This window comes from Micromonospora sp. CPCC 205554 (genome assembly GCF_036902745.1).
Taxonomy (GTDB): Bacteria; Actinomycetota; Actinomycetes; order Mycobacteriales; family Micromonosporaceae; genus Micromonospora; species Micromonospora tulbaghiae.
On record NZ_JBAKHP010000002.1, the window covers coordinates 118,935 to 141,915 of the forward strand.

18 protein-coding genes and 1 pseudogene are annotated in these 22,981 nt (G+C 71.5%); 9 read left to right on the forward strand and 10 right to left on the reverse strand.

The annotated features are described in order from the left end of the window. Window positions 1-95 precede the first annotated feature (95 nt). Both V6U82_RS03615 and nrdR read right to left on the reverse strand, forming a co-directional pair. Window positions 96-2,993 carry a vitamin B12-dependent ribonucleotide reductase gene (locus tag V6U82_RS03615; protein ID WP_334459187.1) on the reverse strand — a complete coding sequence of 966 codons (2,898 nt, stop codon included), beginning with the start codon at window positions 2,991-2,993 and terminating at the stop codon, window positions 96-98. Window positions 2,994-3,027: 34 nt separating this feature from the next. Continuing rightward, window positions 3,028-3,528 carry a transcriptional regulator NrdR gene (gene nrdR, locus V6U82_RS03620; RefSeq protein WP_013284751.1) on the reverse strand — a complete coding sequence of 167 codons (501 nt, stop codon included), beginning with the start codon at window positions 3,526-3,528 and terminating at the stop codon, window positions 3,028-3,030. 490 nt (window positions 3,529-4,018) lie between these two features. Between nrdR and lexA the strand changes: the two genes are divergently transcribed. Next, window positions 4,019-4,801 (forward strand): transcriptional repressor LexA, encoded by a 783-nt coding sequence (gene lexA / locus V6U82_RS03625; RefSeq protein WP_128137231.1) that lies wholly within the window; start codon window positions 4,019-4,021, stop codon window positions 4,799-4,801. Between the two features lie 55 nt (window positions 4,802-4,856). Here lexA and V6U82_RS03630 read toward each other — a convergent pair whose 3' ends face one another. Together V6U82_RS03630 and hflX are read right to left on the reverse strand one after the other, a co-directional pair. Beyond that, a complete protein-coding gene (locus V6U82_RS03630; protein ID WP_334459188.1) occupies window positions 4,857-6,608 on the reverse strand; it encodes a hypothetical protein in 1,752 nt (583 codons plus the stop codon). 50 nt (window positions 6,609-6,658) lie between these two features. Further along, window positions 6,659-8,122: a GTPase HflX gene (hflX, locus tag V6U82_RS03635; protein ID WP_128138909.1), complete on the reverse strand. Its 1,464-nt coding sequence runs from the start codon at window positions 8,120-8,122 to the stop codon at window positions 6,659-6,661. A 196-nt stretch (window positions 8,123-8,318) separates the two neighbouring features. On the opposite strand from hflX, the pseudogene V6U82_RS03640 reads away from it, so the two are divergent. After that, window positions 8,319-9,790, forward strand: a pseudogene (locus V6U82_RS03640) (NAD-dependent malic enzyme). A gap of 181 nt (window positions 9,791-9,971) precedes the next feature. On the opposite strand, the gene dapF reads toward V6U82_RS03640, so the two are convergent. From dapF to V6U82_RS03655, 3 genes are read right to left on the reverse strand one after another with little or no spacing between them, the layout of a single operon-like run. Continuing rightward, a complete protein-coding gene (gene dapF, locus V6U82_RS03645; protein ID WP_128138218.1) occupies window positions 9,972-10,829 on the reverse strand; it encodes a diaminopimelate epimerase in 858 nt (285 codons plus the stop codon). A 7-nt stretch (window positions 10,830-10,836) separates the two neighbouring features. Next, window positions 10,837-11,856 (reverse strand): tRNA (adenosine(37)-N6)-dimethylallyltransferase MiaA, encoded by a 1,020-nt coding sequence (gene miaA / locus V6U82_RS03650; RefSeq protein WP_442933418.1) that lies wholly within the window; start codon window positions 11,854-11,856, stop codon window positions 10,837-10,839. Continuing rightward, window positions 11,739-12,458, reverse strand: coding sequence for a class III extradiol dioxygenase subunit B-like domain-containing protein (locus tag V6U82_RS03655; protein WP_334459191.1), 720 nt, complete (start codon window positions 12,456-12,458; stop codon window positions 11,739-11,741). Before V6U82_RS03655 ends, miaA begins: the two co-directional genes overlap by 118 nt. A gap of 202 nt (window positions 12,459-12,660) precedes the next feature. Between V6U82_RS03655 and V6U82_RS03660 the strand changes: the two genes are divergently transcribed. Together V6U82_RS03660 and V6U82_RS03665 are read left to right on the forward strand one after the other, a co-directional pair. After that, window positions 12,661-13,869 carry a DUF349 domain-containing protein gene (locus V6U82_RS03660; RefSeq protein ID WP_128138216.1) on the forward strand — a complete coding sequence of 403 codons (1,209 nt, stop codon included), beginning with the start codon at window positions 12,661-12,663 and terminating at the stop codon, window positions 13,867-13,869. A gap of 330 nt (window positions 13,870-14,199) precedes the next feature. Beyond that, window positions 14,200-15,822, forward strand: coding sequence for a cellulase family glycosylhydrolase (locus V6U82_RS03665; RefSeq protein WP_334459192.1), 1,623 nt, complete (start codon window positions 14,200-14,202; stop codon window positions 15,820-15,822). A gap of 46 nt (window positions 15,823-15,868) precedes the next feature. On the opposite strand, the gene miaB is transcribed toward V6U82_RS03665, so the two are convergent. Then, window positions 15,869-17,368, reverse strand: coding sequence for a tRNA (N6-isopentenyl adenosine(37)-C2)-methylthiotransferase MiaB (gene miaB / locus V6U82_RS03670; protein ID WP_334459193.1), 1,500 nt, complete (start codon window positions 17,366-17,368; stop codon window positions 15,869-15,871). A 52-nt stretch (window positions 17,369-17,420) separates the two neighbouring features. Here miaB and V6U82_RS03675 point away from each other — a divergent pair, with 52 nt between their 5' ends. After that, complete coding sequence (locus tag V6U82_RS03675) at window positions 17,421-17,648, forward strand: DUF2277 family protein (protein WP_013284740.1); 228 nt, start codon at window positions 17,421-17,423, stop codon at window positions 17,646-17,648. A gap of 78 nt (window positions 17,649-17,726) precedes the next feature. Here V6U82_RS03675 and V6U82_RS03680 read toward each other — a convergent pair whose 3' ends face one another. Continuing rightward, entirely contained in the window at window positions 17,727-18,206 is a 480-nt protein-coding gene (locus V6U82_RS03680; protein ID WP_334459194.1) for a hypothetical protein, read from the reverse strand. A 214-nt stretch (window positions 18,207-18,420) separates the two neighbouring features. Next, a complete protein-coding gene (selD, locus tag V6U82_RS03685) occupies window positions 18,421-19,410 on the reverse strand; it encodes a selenide, water dikinase SelD (protein ID WP_128138144.1) in 990 nt (329 codons plus the stop codon). A 198-nt stretch (window positions 19,411-19,608) separates the two neighbouring features. Here selD and V6U82_RS03690 point away from each other — a divergent pair, with 198 nt between their 5' ends. From V6U82_RS03690 to V6U82_RS03705, 4 genes are all read left to right on the forward strand, one after another. Next, a complete protein-coding gene (locus V6U82_RS03690; RefSeq protein WP_120571055.1) occupies window positions 19,609-20,364 on the forward strand; it encodes an amino acid ABC transporter ATP-binding protein in 756 nt (251 codons plus the stop codon). Window positions 20,365-20,414: 50 nt separating this feature from the next. Then, complete coding sequence (locus V6U82_RS03695) at window positions 20,415-21,350, forward strand: glutamate ABC transporter substrate-binding protein (RefSeq protein WP_121685686.1); 936 nt, start codon at window positions 20,415-20,417, stop codon at window positions 21,348-21,350. A 78-nt stretch (window positions 21,351-21,428) separates the two neighbouring features. Beyond that, window positions 21,429-22,085 carry an amino acid ABC transporter permease gene (locus V6U82_RS03700; RefSeq protein ID WP_013284735.1) on the forward strand — a complete coding sequence of 219 codons (657 nt, stop codon included), beginning with the start codon at window positions 21,429-21,431 and terminating at the stop codon, window positions 22,083-22,085. Further along, window positions 22,082-22,957, forward strand: coding sequence for an amino acid ABC transporter permease (locus V6U82_RS03705; RefSeq protein WP_128138145.1), 876 nt, complete (start codon window positions 22,082-22,084; stop codon window positions 22,955-22,957). Before V6U82_RS03700 ends, V6U82_RS03705 begins: the two co-directional genes overlap by 4 nt. The last annotated feature ends 24 nt before the right edge of the window (window positions 22,958-22,981 follow it).

A 22,981-nucleotide genomic window follows, 5' to 3' on the forward strand; every position in this document is an offset into this window, starting at 1 on the left:
AATTCGGATAGGAGACACCTGCTGTAGAGCTTCACCAGGGCGATGTCATCCAGCGGCTCCTTCTAGGAGCTGGAGACATGCCAACCTTTCTCGGTTCAGCTGCAGCCGCTGGTGGAGCCGCAGCCCTCGCAGACGTAGCAGCTACCGGCGGGCCGCATCTTCGTGCCACAGGTGAAGCAGAGCGGCGCGTCGGCGGCCTTGCCGATCACGGCCTCCAGCAGCTCGGTGCTGGAACCCACCGACGGCGCGGGCTTGACGGCCGCGGCGTCGGCCATCTCCTGCGCCGGCTGCGCGATCGGGCCGGTCTTCGGTTCGGGCGCCTCGACCGGGGCGGAGGCGGCCATCGCGGTGAGGTCCGCACCGCTCGCCTCCGCCTCCGCCTCGGCCGCGAGCTGGGCGGCCCGCTCCTTGGCGGTGAAGATGCCCAGCTCGGCGCGGCGGTCGTACGGCAGGAAGTCCAGCGCCAGGCGACGGAAGATGTAGTCCATCACCGAGGCGGCCATGCGCACGTCCGGGTCGTCGGTCATGCCGGCCGGCTCGAAGCGCATGTTGGTGAACTTGCTGACGTACGTCTCCAGCGGGACGCCGTACTGGAGACCGATGGAGATGGCCACCGAGAAGGCGTCCATCACGCCGGCCAGGGTCGAGCCCTGCTTCGACATCTTGAGGAAGACCTCGCCGAGGCCGTCGTCCGGGTAGGACGAGGCGGTGAGGTAGCCCTCCGCGCCGCCGACCGAGAACGAGATGGTCTCCGACGGGCGCTTCTTCGGCAGCCGCTTGCGCACCGGGCGGTACTCGACGACCTTCTCCACGACCTTCTCGACCTCGGCGGCCGGGGCCTGCGTCTCGGCGGTGGCCTTGTTCGGCTTGGCGGCCGACAGCGGCTGGCCGACCTTGCAGTTGTCCCGGTAGATCGCCAGCGCCTTGAGGCCGAGCTTCCAGCCCTCGAAGTAGATCTTCTCGACGTCCTCGACGGTGGCCTGCTCCGGCATGTTCACCGTCTTGGAGATGGCGCCGGAGATGAACGGCTGGACGGCCGCCATCATCCGCACGTGGCCCATCGGCGCGATCGAGCGCTCGCCCATGGCGCAGTCGAAGACCGGGTAGTGCTCCGGCTTCAGGCCCGGGGCGTCCACCACGTGGCCGTGGTCGGCGATGTGCTCGACGATCGCCTCGACCTGCTCCTCGGGGTAGCCGAGGCTGCGCAGGGCGCGCGGCACGGTCTGGTTGACGATCTGCATCGAGCCGCCGCCGACCAGCTTCTTGAACTTCACCAGTGCCAGGTCCGGCTCGACACCGGTGGTGTCGCAGTCCATCATCAGGCCGATGGTGCCGGTCGGGGCGAGCACGCTGGCCTGCGAGTTGCGCCAACCGAACTTGTCACCGAGCTTGTTGCCGAGCGTCCACTGCTTGGTGGCCTCGCGCTGCACGGCGGTCGCCACGGTGCCGGTCGCCTTGATCGCGTCGTTGGCGGCGGCGTGCTTGCGCATGACCCGCTTGTGCGGCTCGGCGTTGCGCGCGTAGCCGTCGTACGGGCCGACGATGCCGGCCAGCTCGGCGGAACGGCGGTAGGCGGTGCCGGTCATCAGCGAGGTGATCGCGGCGGACACCTCCCGGCCCTGCTCCGAGTCGTACGGCAGGCCGGAGGCCATCAGCAGCGCGCCCAGGTTGGCGTACCCGATGCCGAGCTGCCGGTAGGCGCGGGTGGTCTCACCGATCTTCTCGGTCGGGAAGTCGGCGAAGCAGATCGAGATGTCCATCGCGGTGATGACGAACTCGACCGACTTGACGAACTTCTCCACCTCGAAGCCGCCGTCGGCGCGGAGGAACTTCATCAGGTTCAGCGAGGCCAGGTTGCACGAGGAGTTGTCCAGGTGCAGGTACTCCGAGCACGGGTTCGACGCGGTGATCCGGCCGGTTTCCGGGCAGGTGTGCCAGTCGTTGATGGTGTCGTCGTACTGCAGGCCCGGGTCGGCGCACTCCCACGCGGCCTGGGAGATGGTGCGGAACAGCTTCTTCGCGTCGATCGTCTCGATGGTCTGCCCGTCGAGCCGGCCGCGCAGGTCGAAGCCGCCGCCGTTCTCCACGGCCGTCATGAACTCGTCCGAGACGCGGACCGAGTTGTTGGCGTTCTGGTACTGCACGCTGACGATGTCGGCGCCGCCCAGGTCCATGTCGAACCCGGCGTCGCGCAGCGCGCGGATCTTGTCCTCCTCGCGCGCCTTGGTCGCCACGAACTCCTCGATGTCCGGGTGGTCGACGTCGAGGATGACCATCTTGGCCGCGCGCCGGGTGGCGCCACCGGACTTGATGGTGCCGGCGGAGGCGTCCGCGCCGCGCATGAAGCTGACCGGGCCGGAGGCGGTGCCGCCGGAGGAGAGCAGCTCCTTCGAGGAACGGATGCGGGACAGGTTGACCCCGGCGCCCGAGCCGCCCTGGAAGATCCGCCCCTCCTCCTTGTACCAGTCGAGGATGGAGTCCATCGAGTCGTCGACCGACAGGATGAAGCAGGCGCTGACCTGCTGCGGCGACGGCGTGCCGACGTTGAACCACACCGGCGAGTTGAAGCTGAACACCTGGTGCAGCAGCATCCAGGTCAGCTCGTGCGCGAACACCTCGGCGTCGGCCGGGGTGGCGAAGTAGCCGTACTCCTCACCGGCGGTGCGGTAGGTCTCGACCACCCGGTCGATCAACTGCCGCAGCGACCACTCCCGCTCCGGGGTCCCCACCGCGCCCCGGAAGTACTTGGTGGTCACGATGTTCGCCGCGTTCACCGACCAGGACTCGGGGAACTCCACCCCGCGCTGCTCGAAGTTGATCGAGCCGTCCCGCCAGTTCGTCATGACGACGTCGCGGCGCTCCCAGGCGACCTCGTCGTAGGGATGCACCCCCTCGGTCGTCCAGACGCGCTCGATCTTCAGCCCCGCCCCGGCCTTGTTCCGTGACTTGCTGGTCGTCACGCCCTCGCCCCCCTCGTCGGCACGGTCACCCACCGCGCCTCGTGTACCTGTCAGAAACCCGAAAATGTCAGCTGATCGCGCCGGCGGCGTCCGCCGCACCGGCACCGGCGCCCTCCCGGGCGCGCGCTGCGGCCCGCAGCGTCTCGATCTCGCGCTCGAAGTCGGCGAGCGAGTCGAAGGACCGGTAGACGCTGGCGAACCGCATGTAGGCCACCTCGTCGAGGTCACGCAACGGGCCGAGGATGGCCAGGCCCACCTCGTGGCTGGGGATCTCGGCCGCCCCCTTGGCCCGTACGGTCTCCTCGACCTTCTGTGCCAGCAGCGCGATCGAGTCGTCGTCGACCGGCCGCCCCTGGCACGCCTTGCGCACCCCACCGATGATCTTCGTACGGCTGAACGGCTCGGTCACCCCGCTGCGCTTGACCACCGCGAGCACCGCCTCCTCGACGGTGGTGAACCGCTTGCCGCACTCCGGGCACGACCGTCGCCGCCGGATGAGCTGGCCGTCGTCGGCCTCCCGCGAGTCGACCACGCGGGAGTCGGCGTGCCGGCAGTACGGACACCGCATTCGCCCGACCTCCTCAGTCGATTCGCGGGCACACCTACCGGCTCCCGGGCACGCGTCGACACGGCGGGGCCATCGTCGGATGACCGTCGCCGAGTGCGCGGTGCGGGAGTGCGTTCGGTAGTTGAACCCAACCTGTAGGCAACTTACGCCCGTGTGACTACTACATCTAGGGGTCGACCGTATGCCGAACCCCAAGCGAGGTCAAGTTGACGGGCGTGTCCGGCGAGTCGTCAGGATCACGCCCGGCGCGACGCCACCGAGGAGCCCAACGGACGGCCTCCCGTGCTAGTCACGGGCGTCCGGGATAGAACATCCGTTCGAGCGGCGTACTCTTCTATCAGAACACCAGTTCGGAAATCCAGGAATTCGGCGCGACACGCCGACAGCAGGTCGTACAGATGTTTGAAAATGGCCGATCTCACCTATACGGTCAGACCACACGCACCACGAGCCGACGAGGCACCCCAGCGCCGACCAGGGAGGGACGGACGTGACCGAGGACCGGGCCAGCCGGCAGAAGAACCCGCAGCCGAACGACGGGGCGGGTCCTCCGGCGACCCGTCGCCCCCGCACCGCCCGCAGCCGCACCGCCCCCGCGGCGGTGCGTCCGGTCACCCCGGTGGTGAGCAGCTTCCCCGACCCCGCGACGGTCGACCTGACCGCCCGGCAGCGGCGGATCCTGGAGTTCATCCGCACCTGGGTCGAGCGCCACGGCTACCCGCCGAGCGTGCGGGAGATCGGCGAGGCGGTCGGGCTGGTGTCCCCGTCCAGCGTCGCCTACCAGCTCAAGGAGCTGGAGAAGAAGGGCTTCCTGCGCCGCGACCCGAACCGTCCGCGCGCCGTCGACGTCCGCGCGCCGGGCGAGGCGGACGACGAGGCGGCCCGCGCGCAGCGGCCCGCCCCCGCGTACGTGCCGATGCTGGGTCGCATCGCCGCCGGTGGGCCGATCCTGGCCGAGCAGGCGGTGGAGGACATCTTTCCCCTCCCCCGCGAGCTGGTCGGCGAGGGCGAGGTCTTCATGCTCCAGGTCAAGGGCGACTCGATGCTCGACGCGGCGATCTGCGACGGCGACTGGGTGGTCGTCCGGCAGCAGCCCAACGCCGAGGTCGGCGACATCGTGGCCGCCATGCTCGACGGCGAGGCGACGGTGAAGACCTACCGGCGCCGCGACGGGCACGTCTGGCTGATGCCGCAGAACCCGGCCTTCGACCCGATCCCCGGCGACGACGCCACCATCATGGGTCGCGTGGTGGCGGTCCTGCGCCGCATCTGAGGCGACAGCAGCGAAAAGGGGTGACCGTGGCCGGTCACCCCTTTTCCGTGTCGTCTCAGTATCGGTCGCCGCGGTACTCCCGGCCACCGCCGGACACCGGGCCGTACCGGCCCTGGTCGTCGTAACCGTCGCGGCGCCCGCCACGCGGTTCCTGGCCGCGGCGCGGCGGCTCGGCCCGGCCGCCCTCTGCGCGCGGCCCGCCGCCGTTCGGCTGCCCGCGATATCCGGCCCCGCCCGGGCCGCCGCCGTAGCCGCCACCCGGGCCGCCGCGGCCCGGACTGCCCTGGCCGCCGCCCGGTCCGCCACGACCGGGACCGCCCTGGCCCGCGCCCGGTCCGCCCTGGCCTCCGCCGCCGTAGACGCCGCCTCCGCGCCCTCCGCCGCCGGCCGGGGCTGCGCCGCCGCCGTAGACGCCGCCACCCTGCGGACGGGTACCGCCCGGAGGACGGCCACCGCCCTGACCACGACCACCGTCCTGAGGGCCGCCGCCGTACACGCCGCCGCCCGGCCGGCCACCGCCGTAGACACCGCCGGACGCCGGGCGGTCGCCGTTGGCCACGCCGCCGTAGACGCCGCCCTGACCGCCGCCGTAGACCCCGCCGCGCGGGGCGTCCGGCCGCTCGCCCGAGGGGAAACCGTTGTTCACCGGGAACTCGCCGCTGCGCTCGGGCTCGTCGGCGGGCGCCCGGGGCGCCGGCTTGCGCCGCGCCCGCAGGATGCCGAACACGCCCGCGCCGACCAGGAGCGCGCCGAGCACCCCGACGGCCGCGATCAGGTACGTGATCTCGTCGAGCGAGAGCCCTTCGAGCCAGGACTTCTCGGCGGACGCCTTGGTCTCGGCCTTGCCGCCGTTCGGCAGCGCCTCGGCGCCGGTGGTGGACGGGGTGTAGCTGAGGATGTCGATCGGGTCCGACTCGTCGAGCGTGCCGCCGTCGGAGACGGTGACGAACAACTTGCCGTCCGGCGTGTAGGAGATCGCCTCGCCGAACGGGTCGGCGAGCGGCGTGACCCGGGGCTTGCCGGTGGTGATCGCCTTGACGATGTCGCCGCCGGCCACGTCGAACTCGAAGGCGTCGGCGTACGTGCGCAGCACGACCTTGCTGCCGTCCGGTGAGCGGGCGGCGCCGGTGACCAGCGCCCGCCCGGGCGAGCCGAGTTTGTTCTCGGTGCTGGTCTTCGGGAGCGTGACCTCGCCGACCTTCTTCATCGGGATCGGCTCGGTGTCGCCGCTCGCCTTCAGCTTCACCGTCGGGGTGTAGATCTCCGACTTGCTGGAGAGCTCCTTCGTGATCACCAGCGGCATGTTGTCGTCGCCGACGAGCAGGGCCTCCGCGTCGTGCGGCTCCTTGCCCGGGTAGCTGAGCCGGTGCAGTACCGGCTGCTTCGAGCCGCTCAGCGGCATCGTCCAGACCGCGACCCGCTCCCGGCGGGTCTTCTTCTCCACGTTGTCGCCGGTGTCGGCGATCCAGAGCGTCTTGCGGTCCGGGCTGAGCGCCAGGTCCTCGGTGTCGAGCGGCCCGTCACCGGAGTAACGGACCTCCTTGTCGACCTTGCACTTGGTGTCCAGGTAGAAGACCCGCTTGCGGCTGGGGTCGTCCGAGCCGTCGTTGATCACGACGTACCCGTTGCTGGTGGCCACCAGGCCGGACAGCTCGCGGAGGCGATTGTCCTCGACAGTGCACTTCTTCTTGGGAGCCGCGGCCAGCACGGGGGCCGCGGCGGGAGCCGCCGGGGCCGGCCCGGCCGGCGCCACGACCGCGCCGACCAGGCCGAGCGCGAGCGTGACCGAGGAGACAACGTGCCGCATGACGCTCAGTGTCGCACGGCGCGGGTTTCCGGCGGGTGACGCCGGACGGCTCACCGCCCGGCGCCCACCCGCTCGTCGCTGGTCAGCCGGTCACCCGCCCGGTACGGCGCGAGCTCCGCGGCCAGACCCTCGCTGACCCGCACGTGCACCAGCGTGCCCTCGGGCAGGTGCGCGGTGCTGAGCACCTCACCCTGCCGGTGCACCCGGGAGACCAGGTCACCCCGGTCGTACGGGAGCACCGCGCGCACCTCGACGGCCGGCCGGGGCAGTCGACGCTCGACGGCCTCGCGCATCTCGTCGACTCCGCGCCCGCTGTGGGCGGAGACGAAGACCGCGTCCGGCCAGAGCCGCTTGAGCCGCAGCATCGTCTCCTCGTCGGTGGCGTCGGTCTTGTTCACCACCAGGAGTTCCGGCAGCCGGTCGGCGCCCACCTCGGCGAGCACCTCGCGTACCGCCCGGACCTGCTCCTCCGGATCCGGGTGCGTGCCGTCGACCACGTGCACGACCAGGTCGGCGTCGGCGACCTCCTCCAGCGTCGAGCGGAACGCCTCGACGATCTGGTGCGGCAGGTGCCGGACGAATCCGACAGTGTCGGACAGCGTGTAGAGCCGCCCGTCGGACGTGGTGGCCCGGCGGGTGGTCGGGTCCAGCGTGGCGAACAGCGCGTTCTCCACCAGCACGCCCGCACCGGTCAGGCGGTTGAGCAGGCTGGACTTGCCGGCGTTGGTGTAGCCGGCGATCGCCACCGCGGGCACCGCGTTACGGGTACGCCGGGCGCGCTTGGTCTGGCGTACCGTCGCCATGCTCTTGATCTCGCGGCGCAGCCGCGCGATGCGGTGGCGGATGCGCCGCCGGTCGGTCTCCAGCTTGGTCTCACCGGGACCACGCAGGCCCACGCCGCCGCCGGCGCCACCGCCGCGGCCGCTACCACCGGTCTGCCGGGACAGCGTCTCGCCCCAGCCGCGCAGGCGCGGCAGCAGGTATTCGAGCTGGGCCAGCTCGACCTGCGCCTTGCCCTCCTTGCTCTTGGCGTGCTGGGCGAAGATGTCGAGGATCAGGGCGGTCCGGTCGACCACCTTGACCTTGGTGCGCTGCTCCAGGTTGCGCAGCTGCGACGGCGACAACTCACCGTCGCAGATGATCGTGTCGGCGCCGGTGGACAGCACCACCGCGCCCAGGTCGTCCACCTTGCCCCGGCCGATGTACGTGGCCGGGTCGGGCCGGTGGCGACGCTGGATCAGCCCTTCGAGCACCTGCGAGCCGGCCGTCTCGGCCAGCGCCGCCAGCTCGGTGAGACTGTTGTCGGCGTCGGTCTGGGTGCCCTCGGTCCAGACCCCCACCAGGACGACCCGCTCCAGCCGGAGCTGGCGGTACTCGACCTCGGTGATGTCGGTGAGTTCGGTGGAGAGGCCGGGGACCCGCCGCAGCGCCTGCCGCTCCGACAGCTCGTACTCACCGGTGGTGGCGTCGAGCTCGTCGTCCTCGTAGGGATGGAAGGTCTCCTGCTCGCGCAAACTGCGTCTCCTGTCCGTTATGTGCAACGCCGAGAATTTTCGGCGCGTGACAGCAATCCTGACATGTGACAACGCCGGACGCACGCGTGTTATGCCCGCGACGCTACCCACTGGTAGCGGGGGCGGATGCCGGGCGACCAGGGCGGGCGAGTAGAAATGCCAGTCGAGCCGCTCAGCGCCGACGGAGGAGTTTCTCGTGGCCAACACACGACTGCCGAGTGCCGGATTCTCCATCACCATCCGGATCGCGGTACCCGCCGACGCCTCCTCCATCGGCCGGCTCACCACCGCCGCCGGCGAGGCCGGGGCCATCGTCACCGCGCTGGACGTGGTCGACTCCGACCCCGCGCACGTGATCGTCGACCTCACCTGCGACACCGCCGACGCCGGCCACGCCGACCAGGTCGTCGACGCGCTCACCGCGCTCGACGGGGTGGACGTGCGCAAGGTCTCCGACCGCACCTTCCTGCTGCACCTCGGCGGCAAGATCGAGGTCACCCCGAAGGTCGCGCTGCGCACCCGCGACGAGCTGTCCCGCGCGTACACCCCGGGTGTGGCCCGGGTCTGCATGGCGATCGCGGAGAACCCGGCCGACGCGCGCCGGCTCACCATCAAGCGCAACACCGTCGCCGTGGTCAGCGACGGCACCGCGGTGCTCGGCCTGGGCAACCTCGGTCCGGCCGCGTCGCTGCCGGTGATGGAGGGCAAGGCGGCGCTGTTCAAGCGCTTCGGCGGGGTGGACGCCTGGCCGGTGGTGCTGGACACGCAGGACACCGACGAGATCGTGGCGATCGTCAAGGCGATCGCGCCCGCGTACGGCGGCATCAACCTGGAGGACATCGCCGCGCCGCGCTGCTTCGAGATCGAGGCCCGGCTGCGCGAGGCGCTGGACATCCCGGTCTTCCACGACGACCAGCACGGCACCGCGATCTGCGTGCTGGCCGCGCTGACGAACGCGCTGCGCGTCGTGGGCAAGCAGCTCGCGGACGTCCGGGTCGTGGTCTCCGGCGCCGGCGCGGCCGGCACCGCGATCATGAAGCTGCTGCTGCGTCAGGGCGTGGGCGACATCATCGCGTACGACCGCCAGGGCGCCCTGCACCGCGGACTGCCGGACCTCAACCCGGCGTGGCAGTGGCTGGCCGAGAACACCAACAAGGAGAACTACTCCGGTGACCTGGCCGGGGCGGTACGCGGCGCGGACGTGTTCATCGGCGTGAGCGCGCCGAACCTGCTCACCGGCGAGGACGTCGCCCAGATGGCGAAGGACTCGATCGTCTTCGCGCTCGCCAACCCCGACCCGGAGGTGGACCCGCGGGAGGCGCGCAAGTACGCCGCAGTGGTCGCCACCGGCCGCTCGGACCAGCCCAACCAGATCAACAACGTGCTCGCCTTCCCCGGCGTGTTCCGCGGCATGCTCGACGCGCACGCCGAGGAGTTCACCGAGGAGATGGCGCTCGCCGCCGCGCGGGCCATCGCGGACGTGGTCGGCGAGGACAAGATCAACCCGACGGTGATCGTGCCCAGCGTCTTCGACTCCCGGGTCGCCCCGGCGGTGGCCGCCGCCGTGCGGGCCGCTGCCCAGAACCCGGCCGCCACGCCGGCCCCGGCGGCCGACCGGGTCCGGCCGACCTCCCCGAGATCGCCGCCAACGCCAGCGCCACCCCCTGACCCGCTCCCACGCCGCGCCGCCCAGCCCTCACACGGCCCCGCACGAGATCTTGGAAGGAAAAGGCCCTCACGGGGGCCCCAATCTTCCAAGATCTCCAACGACGCATCACCCGTGATCAACACCAGTTCGCCGAGGTGGTGTTGATCAACTGCGGGGGGTGCCAGGCGGAGGGGGCGCCGGTCAGGGGGTCAGAGCTGACGGGGTCAGGGTGCCTGTGGCCACCAGGACGGCGGGGCCGGACAGCCAGCAGGAGTCGGCTGTCACAGTGACGGTGAGGCGTCCGCCGGGCACGTCGACCGCCACCGTGCCGGTGTCGAGGCCGGCGTCGCGCAACGCCACCGCGCCGACCGCGCACGCGCCGGTGCCACAGGAGAGCGTCTCGGCCGAGCCGCGCTCGTAGACCCGCATCAGCACGTGCGCGTCGGTGCCGGTCACCGGCTCGCCGGGCGTGGTGAACTCGACGTTCACCCCGGACGGGAAGGTGGCGGCGTCGACGCCGGGCGCGCGGGTGAGGTCGAGCGCGGTCAGATCCAGCGCGGCGGGCAGCGCGCACACCAGGTGCGGGTTGCCGACGTCCACGGCGGCACCGGGCAGGGTCAGCCCGCCGAGCGTGGCGGTCGCCGTGTCGTACAGCCGGGGGCGGCGCATCTCGACCGCCACGTCCGCGCCCTCGACGCGGGCCCGGACCAGGCCGGCGCGGGTGGCGATGGGCAGCGTCCCGCCCGACGAGGACGAGGCAGCGGCGGCCAGCGAACGGTCCAGCAGGTAGCGGACGAACACGCGGGCCCCGTTGCCGCACATCTCGGCGAACGAGCCGTCGGAGTTCCAGTAGTCCATGAACCACTCCGCCTCGCCCGCCAGCGCGACGCCCTCGGGGTGCTTGGCGGCCCGTACGACGCGCAGCACGCCGTCGCCGCCGAGGCCGCGCCGCCTGTCGCAGAGCGCGGCGACCAGGCCGGGTGTCAGGTCGAGGGCGCCGTCCGGGTCGGGCAGGATGACGAAGTCGTTGCCGGTGCCGTGACCCTTGGTGAACTCCACGCCCCCATCATCGCCGATGCTCGGCGACCACCCGCAGGGCAGTGTCGAGAAACGCGGGCGAGGCCGAGTCCAGCCAGTGGATGCGCGGGTCACGCCGGAACCAGGAGCGCTGCCGCCGCACGAACCGGCGGGTGGCGCGGATCGTCTCCTCGTGTGCTTCGGTCTCGGTCAGCTCGCCGGCCAGGAACCGCAGCACCTGCTGGTAGCCGAGCGCCCGGCTGGCCGTCCGTCCCTCGGGCAGCCCGTCGCCGACCAGCGCCCGCACCTCGTCGACCAGGCCGTCGGCCCACATCCGGTCCACCCGCAGCGCGATCCGCTCGTCGAGGAGCGGGGTGTCCAGGTCGACGCCGAGCTGCACGGACGGGTAGTACGGCGTGGGCGACGGCAGCGACGCGGTGAACGGCGCACCGGTCAGCTCGATCACCTCCAGCGCCCGCACGATCCGTCGCCCGTTGGTGGGCAGGATGCTCGCCGCCGCGCCCGGGTCGACCTCGGTCAGCCGCGCGTGCAGCGGAAGGGGGCCGACCGCCGCGAGTTCCGCCTCCAGCCGCTCCCGCAGCGCCGGGTCGGTGCCGGGGAACTCGAACCGTTCCAGCACCGCCCGCACGTACAGCCCGGAGCCGCCGACCAGCAGCGGCACCCGGCCCCGGGCCAGGATGTCGTCGACCGCCGCGCGGGCCAGCGTCTGGTATTCGGCGACGCTGGCCGGCTCGGTCACCGGCCAGATGTCCAGCAGGTGGTGCGGCACGCCCTCGCGCTCGGCCGGTGTCAGCTTCGCGGTGCCGATGTCCATGCCCCGGTAGAGCTGCATCGAGTCGGCGTTGACCACCTCGCCGTCGAGCGCGTGCGCCAGCGCGATGCTCAGCGCCGACTTCCCGGCCGCGGTCGGCCCGACCACCGCCACGACGGTCACGACCGCTCCCAGTTCGCCACGAAGTAGGCAACGCCGTAGGGGGCGCGGTGGTAGCTCAGCTCGCCGTGCCAGTCGCCGCCCGCCGCGCCGACCGCGCCGGCCAGCACCTGCCACGGCGCCCGTCCGGCGGCCCGCAGCTCGGCGGAGAGCACCGGGTCCAGGCCGCGCAACGCGTCGGCGTCCGCGCCCGCCAGCGCCAGGGCGACCCCTTCGTCGTACGCCTCGGCGCGCGGGTCGTCGTACCCCGGCGCCTTGACGCCCCGGCAGGCGGACCCGTCACCGAGCACGAGCAGCGCGACCCGCGGATCGTCGTCGAGGATCAGGCTCGCGCCGAACGCCGCGCACTCCGCCGGTGTGGCGTCGTGGGCCACCGACCGGGCCAGGCGGGGCAGCTCGGTGCCGGAGCGGTTCAGCAGCCACGCGCCGATGGTCAGGCTCAGCGGCAGGACCTCGCCGCCGGAGCAGGAGATCTTCCACAGCCGCACCGGCCGGTTCAGCCCGAAGCCGCGCAGGGTGCCGGAGTCGGCGGCGTTGAACCGGACCGTCTCCGGTCCGCCGCCGACGAGCAGGATCGCCTCCGGCTCGGCGGCGAGCAGCCGCGCGACGGCGGCGTCGGTGGCGGCGCGCAGGTCGTCCAGCTCGGGCGCGGCGGCGCCGGCCAGCTCGGGCACGATCAACGGCGGGTGGGGGCAGACGGCGGCGGCGACCAGGGGCACGCCCCCAAACCTATCGCCGATCCCCGGTGCGTCCCCGCGCCGATCCGGTCATCGGGGGCGTACAACACCGTATGGTCACGGTCGGCGACAGGCGCTCGACACGGACGGGGGCGGACCTGTGACAATGCCGGGAGAAAGTTTGCTGCGCCGTGGCGGCGATCGAGGGCTGTCCCCTCGACGCCGGGAGAACGAGGATGGGCACATGAGCGACTGGACTGCCTTCGGACGGGTCGACGAGGACGGCACCGTCTACGTCAAGACCGCCGAGGGCGAGCGGGTGGTCGGATCCTGGCAGGCAGGGGCACCGGAGGAAGGGCTCGCCCACTTCGCCCGGCGCTACGCCGACCTGGTGACCGAGGTCGACCTGACCGAGGCTCGGCTCAACTCGGGCGCGGCCGACGCCGGCCACTCCCTGACCACGATCCGCCGGATCCGTGGGTCGCTGGCCGAGGCGCACGTGGTCGGTGACATCGACGCCCTGGCCGCCCGCCTGGACAAGCTGGCCACCGTCGCCGAGGAGAAGGCCGGCGAGGCCAAGGCGGCCCGCGAGGCCGCCCGGGGCGAGGCGCTGGCACGCAAGACCGCCCTGGTCGAGGAGGCCGAGAAGCTCGCCGCCGAGTCGACCGGCTGGAAGACCGCCGGCGACCGGCTCAAGGAGATCCTCGACGAGTGGAAGACCATCCGCGGCGTCGACAAGAAGACCGACGGTGAGCTGTGGAAGCGGTTCGCCGCCGCGCGGGACGGCTTCACCCGCCGCCGGGGCGCCCACTTCGCCTCCCTCGACCAGCAGCGCAAGCAGGCGCAGACGGTCAAGGAGGAGCTGGTCGCCGAGGCGGAGAAGCTCAAGGACTCCACCGACTGGGGCGTCACCGCCGGGCAGCTCAAGGATCTGATGGCCCAGTGGAAGGCCGCGCCGCGCGCCGCCAAGGAGGCCGAGCAGAAGCTCTGGGAACGGTTCCGCGCCGCGCAGGACGAGTTCTTCACCCGCCGCAGCGAGGTCTTCTCGGCGCGCGACAACGAGCAGCGCGCCAACCTGGAGCGCAAGCAGGCGCTGCTGGCCGAGGCCGAGGCGCTCGACGTCGACGGCGACCCGAAGGGCGCCCAGGCGAAGCTGCGGGAGATCCAGGCCCAGTGGCACGAGGCCGGCCGGGTGCCCCGCGAGGCCGCCGCCGGGCTGGAGCGCCGCCTGCGGGCCGTGGACGACAAGGTCCGCGAGGTGATGGACTCGGCGTGGCGGCGCACCTCCAAGGAGGACAACCCGCTGCTGGCGCAGATGCGCGCCCAGGTCGCCGAGGCCGAGGACCGGCTGGCCCGGGCCCAGGCCGCCGGTGACGCCCGCCGGATCAAGGAGGCCGAGCAGGCGCTCGCGTCGAAGCGGCAGTTCCTCCAGCTCGCCGAGCAGGCCGGCTGACGGAAGGACCCCGGCCGGGCGGGCCGGCGGACGGACACATCGGGTGAGCCCCCGGCCGGGTCGGCCGGGGGCTCACCTGCGTCCGGGCCGGGTTGACGCATCGAGGTGGGCTGATCAGAATGAGCGGCGGAGCCTGGTTCAGGCACCGGCACGAGGGCACCGACGGCTGATCTCGCCGTCGACGATCGCCGGTGTGACATCTCGCGGGTGGCCGTCCACACGACACGGCCCGGCGCGCGCTGCGCGCGTACTCGATGACGAGCGGGACGTGCCTCCTGGTCCTGCCGCCCGCGGCGCCCGCGCGGTGCGGGCATCCGAAGTGGAGCTTCCATGCACCGACGCACCGCCCTCGGCGGCGCCCTGACGGCGCTCGCCACCGCAGCGGCCGGCGTTCTCGTCGCCGCCGCCGTCTCCACCGCACCGGCCGCCGCGGCGGCCGGTGGCACCGGCACCGGTTACCTGCACACCAGCGGCAACAAGATCGTCGACAGTACGGGCGCGACCGTCCGGCTGACCGGCATCAACTGGTTCGGGATGGAGACCGACAACAAGACGTTCCACGGCCTGTGGTCGAGCAACCCGTGGCGCTCGCAGCTCGACACCATGGCCCGGCTGGGCTACAACACGCTGCGCATCCCGTACTCGAACGACGCGCTCAAGTCCGGCGCGACCGCCACCGGCATCAACGACTTCGTCAACCCGGACCTGATCGGGCTCTCCCCGTTGCAGATCCTCGACAAGGTCATCGACTACGCGGGCAGCAAGGGGATGCGGGTCATCCTGGACCGGCACCGGCCGACGTCGGCCGGGCAGTCGCCGCTCTGGTACACCTCGACGGTCTCCGAGGCGACCTGGATCAACGACTGGAAGATGCTGGCCCAGCGGTACGCCGGCAACACCACGGTGATCGGCGCGGACCTGCACAACGAGCCGCACGCCGAGGGCACCAACCCGGCCGCCACCGGCGCCTGCTGGGGCTGCGGCGACACCGCGCGGGACTGGCGGCTGGCCGCCGAGCGGGCCGGCAACGCGATCCTCGGCGTGCAGCCGAACTGGCTGATCTTCGTGGAGGGGGTGAGCTGCCCGAGCGGCGGCCTGTCGAACGTCTGGGACAACGACCCCAGCAACGACGAGGACTGCGGCTGGTGGGGCGGCAACCTGTCCAAGGCCGGGCAGTTCCCGGTGCGGCTGAACGTGGCGAACCGGCTGGTCTACTCGCCGCACGAGTACGCCACGTCGGTCTACCGGCAGGACTGGTTCGACGACCCGTCGTACCCGGCGAACATGCCGGCCATCTGGGACAAGTACTGGGGCTACCTCTACAAGCAGAACATCGCGCCGATCATGATGGGCGAGTTCGGCACCACGCTCCAGGACCCGAAGGACAAGATCTGGCTGCAGAACCTGATGGCGTACACCGGCACCGGCGTGAACGGCATGTCGTTCACGTACTGGTCGTGGAACCCGAACTCCGGTGACACCGGCGGCATCGCCAACGACGACTGGACCACGATCAACCAGCCGAAGCAGGACATCCTGACGCCGTACCTGATCCCGCCGACCGGCGGTGGCGGCACCACCAGCCCGTCCCCGACCGGCACGCCGAACACCTCGCCGGCGCCGACCACCCCGCCGCCTCCGGTGACCGGTGGCTGCACCGCCACCTACAAGCAGATCAACTCCTGGGCGGGTGGCTTCCAGGGCGAGCTGACGGTCAAGAACACCGGCACCGCCGCGGTGAACCCGTGGTCGGCCACCTGGACCTGGCCGTCCGGGGTGACGCTCGCCAGCGGCTGGAACGCCACTGTCACGCAGTCCGGCACCACAGTGACCGCGGCCGCGCCGGCCTGGGCGTCGTCGCTGGCGCCGGGCGCGTCGGTCACCGTCGGCTTCACCGCCAACGGCACCGCCGCGACGCCCGGCAGCGTGAAGCTCAACGGCACCGCCTGCTGAGGCAGTGACGGCGGGGGCCGACCCGGCCCCCGCCGTCACGCTCGGCTCAGTTCGCGGCGCAGCCGCCGACGGGGGCGGGCGCCGCGGCCGGCGCGCCGACCGCCGGCAGTCCGAGCAGCACCCCGGGGGTACGCGGAACCTGTCCCGCCTCGGCCGCGTCCCCGGCCCGGGTGCGCCGGTGGGCCAGCGGCGCGCCGTCGGCGTTCAGGTGGTGCGGGGCGGCGTACGTGACGACCGTGTGCACGATGTCGCCGGGGCGGATCCGTCCGGCCAGCTCACCGGTGGCGAAGTGCACGAGCCGTCCGTCGCGGGCCCGGCCGGACATCCGGCCGGTGCGCTCGTCCTTGCGGCCCTCGCCGACTGCGACCAGCACCTCGACGGTCTCGCCGACCAGCTTCTTGTTCTCCGCCCAGGTGATCTCCTCGACGCAGGCGATCAGCCGCTCGTAGCGCTCCTGCACGACCTGCTTGGGCAGCTGGCCGTCCATGGTCGCGGCCGGGGTGCCGGGGCGCTTGGAGTACTGGAACGTGAACGCCGACGAGAACCGCGCCTCCCGCACCACGTCGAGCGTCCTGGCGAAGTCGGCCTCGGTCTCGCCCGGAAAGCCGACGATGATGTCGGTGGTGATCGCCGCGTCCGGCATCGCCGCCCGGACCTTCTCGATGATCCCCAGGTAACGCTCCGACCGGTACGAGCGGCGCATCGCCCGCAGCACGTCGTCCGAGCCGGACTGCAACGGCATGTGCAGCGAGTGGCAGACGTTGGGCGTCTCGGCCATCGCCGCGATCACGTCGTCGGTGAAGTCCTTCGGGTGCGGGCTGGTGAACCGCACCCGCTCCAGCCCGTCGATGTCGCCGCAGGCGCGCAGCAGCTTGCCGAAGGCGTACCGGTCGCCGAACTCCACGCCGTAGGAGTTGACGTTCTGCCCGAGCAGCGTCACCTCCAGCACGCCGGAGTCGACCAGGGCGCGCACCTCGGAGAGGATGTCGCCGGGGCGGCGGTCCTTCTCCTTGCCGCGCAGGGAGGGCACGATGCAGAACGTGCACGTGTTGTTGCAGCCGACGGAGATCGAGACCCACCCGGCGTACGTCGACTCGCGCCGGGTCGGCAGCGTGGAGGGGAAGACCTCCAGCGACTCCAGGATCTCCACCTCGGCCGCGGTGTTGTGCCGCGCCCGGTCCAGCAGCGCCGGCAGCGAGCCGATGTTGTGCGTGCCGAAGACGACGTCCACCCAGGGCGCCTTGCGGACGATGTCGCCCCGGTCCTTCTGGGCCAGGCAGCCGCCGACAGCGATCTGCATTCCGGGGTGCTTCGCCTTCACGGGGCGAAGATGGCCCAGGTTGCCGTAGAGCCGGTTGTCGGCGTTCTCGCGGACCGCGCAGGTGTTGAACACCACCACGTCGGGCTGCTCGTCGGCCTCGGCGGCGCGCACGTACCCGGCGTCCTCGAGGAGGCCGGAGATGCGCTCGGAGTCGTGCACGTTCATCTGGCAGCCGTACGTACGCACCTGGTAGGTGCGCGGGCTGCCCGCGGCTGCGGTAGTCATGACCCGGACAGCGTATCCGGGTGGAGCCGATCGGATCGAACGAGGAGGAGCCGTGTGCCGGAGCATCAAGACCCTGCGTGAGCCGTACGTCCCGGTGGTGACCGAGGAGGACATCCGCGCCGCCGCGTTGCAGTACGTCCGGAAGATCTCCGGATTCCGTACCCCCGCCGCGCACAACGCCGCCGCGTTCGACGCCGCGGTGGACGCCGTGGCCGCCGCCACCGCGACGCTGCTCGACCAGCTCGTGGTGCGGGGGCAGCAGCCGGCGGCCCGGGGCTGAGCCCGGGGCCGCCACCGCTCGCCGCCGGAGGGGACACGGCGGCGAGCACCTGTCACGGGTGCCCGCCGGCGTCCGCGCTCAGGCGGCGGCGAGCGCCGGCGCGACCGTGTCGGGGGCCCAGCGCGAGCGGTGGCACTGCGACCAGCCCCGGCAGCGCGCGTCGGCGACCGTGCAGAGCCGGTGGTGGCTGAGCACCTCGCCGTCGTCGGTGTCGGCCACGTCGAAGTGCACCGGCCGGATCGTGCCGTCCGGCGCGACCAGCAGGTGCCGGCCGGCGTCGAGCGTGTCGTCCCGCATCAGGCAGTTGCGGCCCAGCAGCCGGGCCAGCGCCGCGATCGCGGGCAGCTCGGACAGGCTGTCGGGCACGCCGTAACAGTCGACCACCGTGCCGTACAGCCCGGGCGCCTCCCACACGTCGCAGACCACCGCGTACGCGGGGAGCCGGACCGGGTCGGCGACGGCCATGGGCATCACCACCCGGCCGAGCGCCTCGGCCAGTGCCGGGTAGACCTCCACCGGCTCGCCGCCGTCGATTCTCCAGTTCCACAGCTCGGTCATGCCGCCTCCTCGCTGCGCTCGTTCCACCGGCCTCCGGATCGGGCCTTAATGACGATGGTGGGGTGCATTTGACCTCAGCCGGGCGCAAGTTACCGGTCTGTGACCATTCCGGGCAAAATTCCCTCGGGCGACGTTGCCCAGAGTAGCTGGAAGATGACAGTTTATCGGGTACGGTGCCGCGGCGACCGCCCAGCCGCGCCGCGACAATCGAGGCTCAGCGCACCCGGATCAGGTGCTCCGAAGCAGGCAGCAGCTCACCGATCACCGTGCCGCCCGGCACCTCACCGGCGACCAGCAGGCCACCGGAGGTCTGCGCGTCGGCGAGCAGCAGCCGCTCCCCCTCGTCCGCACCGCCGAAGTCGGTCCACGGGGTGACCCACTCCAGGTTGCGCCGGGTGCCACCGCTGACGTACCCGTCGCGCAACGCCTCCCGCGCGCCCGGCAGGTACGGCACCGCCGCCGCGTCGATCGCCACCGTCAGACGGCTCGCGCGGGCCAGCTTCGAGGCGTGCCCGAGCAGGCCGAAGCCGGTCACGTCGGTGCCGCAGCGGATGCCCGCGGCCACCGCCGCGCGGGCGGCGTCCCGGTTGAGCCGGGCCATCGACTCGACCGCCTCGGGGAAGCGCTGCCCGGTCTGCTTGTGCCGGGTGTTGAGCACGCCCACGCCGAGCGGCTTGGTCAGCGACAGCGGCAGCCCGGCCCGCCCGGCGTCGAGCGTGATCAGCTCCTCCGGCCGGACCACGCCGGTGACCGCCAGGCCGTACTTCGGGCCGTCGTCGTCCACGCTGTGCCCGCCGGCCAGGTGGCAGTTCGCCTCCCGGGCCACGTCCAGACCGCCGCGCAGCACCTCGCGGGCCATCTCCGGCGGCAGCACCCCGCGCGGCCAGCAGAGCAGGTTGAGCGCGACGAGCGGGGTGCCGCCCATCGCGTACACGTCGGAGAGCGCGTTGGCGGCGGCGATGCGCCCCCAGTCGTAGGCGTCGTCGACCACCGGGGTGAAGAAGTCGGCGGTGCTCACCAGGCCCGTACGCTCGTCCAGCCGGACCACCGCGGCGTCGTCGCCGTTCTCCAGGCCGACCAGCAGGTCGGCCGAGCCGCCGGTGGCGCCGAGACCGGCGACCATCGCCTCCAGCTCGCCGGGCGGGATCTTGCAGGCGCAACCGCCACCACGGGCGTAGTCGGTCAGCCGGATCGCGTCGGTCATCCCCTCATGATCTCGGGCCTGCGGCGACGGCGCCAGTCGGCCCACCCGGTGATGACGAAATTCGGACGGGCCGGTACGCCGGTGACCGGTGTTACCGCTCCGTGACCATCTGAGTTGCGTTCTGCCACATCACCCCGCCTACAGTTGCCCAACCGGGGGTCGACCGACCCCCGAATTCCGCCATGGACGACAGGGACGGTGGACGACGTGACGACGGGCGACCCGCTGATCGTGCTCGACGGGGTCAACAAGTGGTTCGGGCCGCTGCACGTGCTCGACGACGTGTCCCTCTCCGTCGACCGGGGCGAGGTGGTCGTGGTGATCGGCCCGTCCGGCTCCGGCAAGTCGACGCTCTGCCGCACGATCAACCGGCTGGAGCCGATCGACTCCGGCACCATCACCTTCGACGGGCAGCCGCTGCCGGCCGAGGGCAAGCCCCTGGCCAAGCTGCGCAGCGAGGTCGGCATGGTGTTCCAGTCGTTCAACCTCTTCGCGCACAAGACCATCCTGGAGAACGTCGCGCTGGGGCCGGTCAAGGTCCGCAAGGAGAAGCCGGCCGCCGCCCGTGAGCGCGGCCTGGCCCTGCTGGACCGCGTCGGCATCGCCAACCAGGCGGACAAGTACCCGGCGCAGCTCTCCGGCGGCCAGCAGCAGCGGGCGGCGATCGCCCGCGCGCTGGCCATGCAGCCCAAGGCGATGCTGTTCGACGAGCCGACGAGCGCGCTGGACCCGGAGATGGTCGGCGAGGTGCTGGACGTGATGACGTCGCTGGCCCGCGACGGCATGACCATGGTCGTGGTGACCCACGAGATGGGCTTCGCCCGGCACGCGGCCAACCGGGTCATCTTCATGGCCGACGGCAAGCTGGTCGAGGACGCGCCGCCGGCCGAGTTCTTCGCGAACCCGCGCAGCGAGCGGGCCAAGGACTTCCTCTCCAAGATCCTCACCCACTGAGCGTCCGTAGTGGAGTCGTCCCGTCGACTCCGTCGAAGAAGGAGATGAGTATGCGTTACAAGCGCGTGGCGGCGGTGGCCATGATGGCCTCGCTCGCCCTGTCCGCGGCCGCCTGTGGCAAGGAGGGGGACCCCGCGCCCAGCGGCGGCGGCAACGCCAGCGGTGGAGCCCAGGGCGACAGCTGCAGCAGCTCGGGCGTGACCTTCACCCCCAAGACGGACGCCAACGTCGCCGGCAGCCCGGCCTTCGAGAAGATCAAGTCGGCCGGCAAGGTCGTCATCGGCGTCAAGTTCGACCAGCCGAACCTCGGCTACAAGGACGCCCAGGGCAAGCGCTGCGGCTTCGACATCGAGATCGCCCAGTACGTCGCCAGCACGCTCGGCGTCGACCCGGCGAAGATCGAGTACAAGGAGATCGCGTCCGCGAACCGGGAGACCGCGATCAAGGGTGGCGAGATCGACTACTACGTCGGCACCTACTCGATCACCGACAAGCGCAAGAACGACGTCTCCTTCGCCGGCCCGTACTTCGTCGCCGGCCAGGACCTGCTGGTCCGCAAGGACGAGTCGTCGATCACCGGCAAGGACACGCTCAAGGGCAAGAAGGTCTGCTCGGCCACCGGCTCCACGCCGATCCAGAAGATCCGCGACGAGGGCCTGACCGAAGGCGAGAACATCGTCGAGTTCAAGACCTACTCCGAGTGCGTCTCGCAGCTGCTCGACAAGAAGGTCGACGCGGTGACCACCGACGACGCCATCCTCAAGGGCTACGCCGCGCAGAACCCGGACGAGCTCAAGGTCGTGGGCCAGCCGTTCAGCACCGAGAAGTACGGCATCGGCCTGCCCAAGGACGACAAGGCGCTGCGTGACTACGTGAACGACCAGATCGAGGCGGCGTTCACCGACGGCACCTGGAAGAAGATCTACGACGGCACGCTCGGCAAGTCCGGCTCGCCGGCCACTGCGCCGCAGCTCGAGCGGTACTGACGGTCCGCACCGACGTCGGACCGGGCGGGGAGGTCCTCCTCCCCGCCCGGTCCCGTCTGGAGAGAGTGAGAGCGAGGTATGGGCGAGTTCTTCCGCGTCCTGACGGACAACGCGAGCCTGTTCCGCGAGGGGTTCTACAACACCGTCAAGCTGTTCCTGATCGCCGGCGTCGGCAGTCTCGTCCTCGGCATGCTGCTCGGCGCGATGCGGGTGTCCCCCGTCCCCGCGCTGCGGGCGTTCGGCGCCACCTACGTCAACCTGGTGCGCAACACTCCCCTGACGCTGGTGTTCGCGTTCCTCGTCTTCGCGGTGCCGAAGCTGGACGTCAACATCGACTACTTCAACAGCGCCTGCATCGCGCTGATCGCGTACACCTCGGCGTTCATCTGCGAGGTGGTCCGCTCCGGCGTGAATACGGTAGCCACCGGACAGGCCGAGGCGGCCCGCGCGCTGGGCATGACGTTCGCCCAGGTGCTCACGCTGATCGTGCTGCCGCAGGCGCTGCGGGCCATGGTCCCGCCCATGATGAGCGTGCTCATCGCCATGCTGAAGAACACCACGATCGCCGCCGGCTTCTCCGTGCTGGAGGCCGGCGCCATCCCGGCGTACATGTCGGAACGGGGTGAGCCGCAGTTCATCGTGCTCACCTGGATCGTGATCGGCTTCCTGATCCTGATCATCCCGCTGGTCGTGCTCCAGCGGATCCTCGAGCGCAAGTGGGCGGTGGCCCGATGAGCAGCAGCAGCGTCCTCTACGACATCCCCGGCCCGAAGGCCCGGATGCGCAACCGGATCCTCGGCATCGTCTCGATCGCGGCGATCGTCGCGCTGATCGCGTTCGTGGTCTACAAGTTCAACGAGACCGGTCAGTTCGAGGCCCGCAAGTGGGAACAGTTCCAGTACGCGGCCGTGCAGCGGGAACTGCTGAACGGCCTCTGGGCCACGCTGAAGGTCGCCGCCGTCGCCACCGTGCTGGCACTGCTGTTCGGCGCGTTCTTCGCCAGCGCCCGGCTCAGCGACAAGGTGCTGTTCCGGGCGCCCGCCACGTTCGTGGTGGAGCTGTTCCGGGCCATCCCGCTGCTGATCCTGATCTTCTTCGGCTACTACGTGCCGCTCCAGTACGGCTGGCCGATCGACAAGTTCTGGGCGCTGGTCATCGGGTTGACGCTCTACAACGGCTCGGTGCTGGCGGAGATCTTCCGGGCCGGCATCAACGCCGTGCCGTACGGGCAGTCCGAGGGCGCGTACGCGATCGGCATGCGCAAGAACCAGGTGCTGCGGCTGATCCTGCTGCCGCAGGCGTTCCGGTCGATGCTCCCGGCGATCGTGAGCCAGCTCGTCGTGCTGCTCAAGGACACCGCGCTCGGCTTCATCATCACGTACCCGGAGCTGCTGTTCGTGGGCAAGCAGATCGGCGGCCGGCTGGCGTTCGGCCTGCCGTACGTGCCGACGTACCTGATCGTCGCGGCCATCTACATCGCCATCTGCGGCCTGCTGTCCGTGCTGGCCTGGTGGCTGCAGAAGCGGCTGACCCGGCTGCCGCGCAGCGCGGCCAAGCCGGTGCCGGCGACGCAGACCGACGGCGGGACCGGCGTCACGCCTCTGTGAGTCGACGGACACGAAACGGGCGGG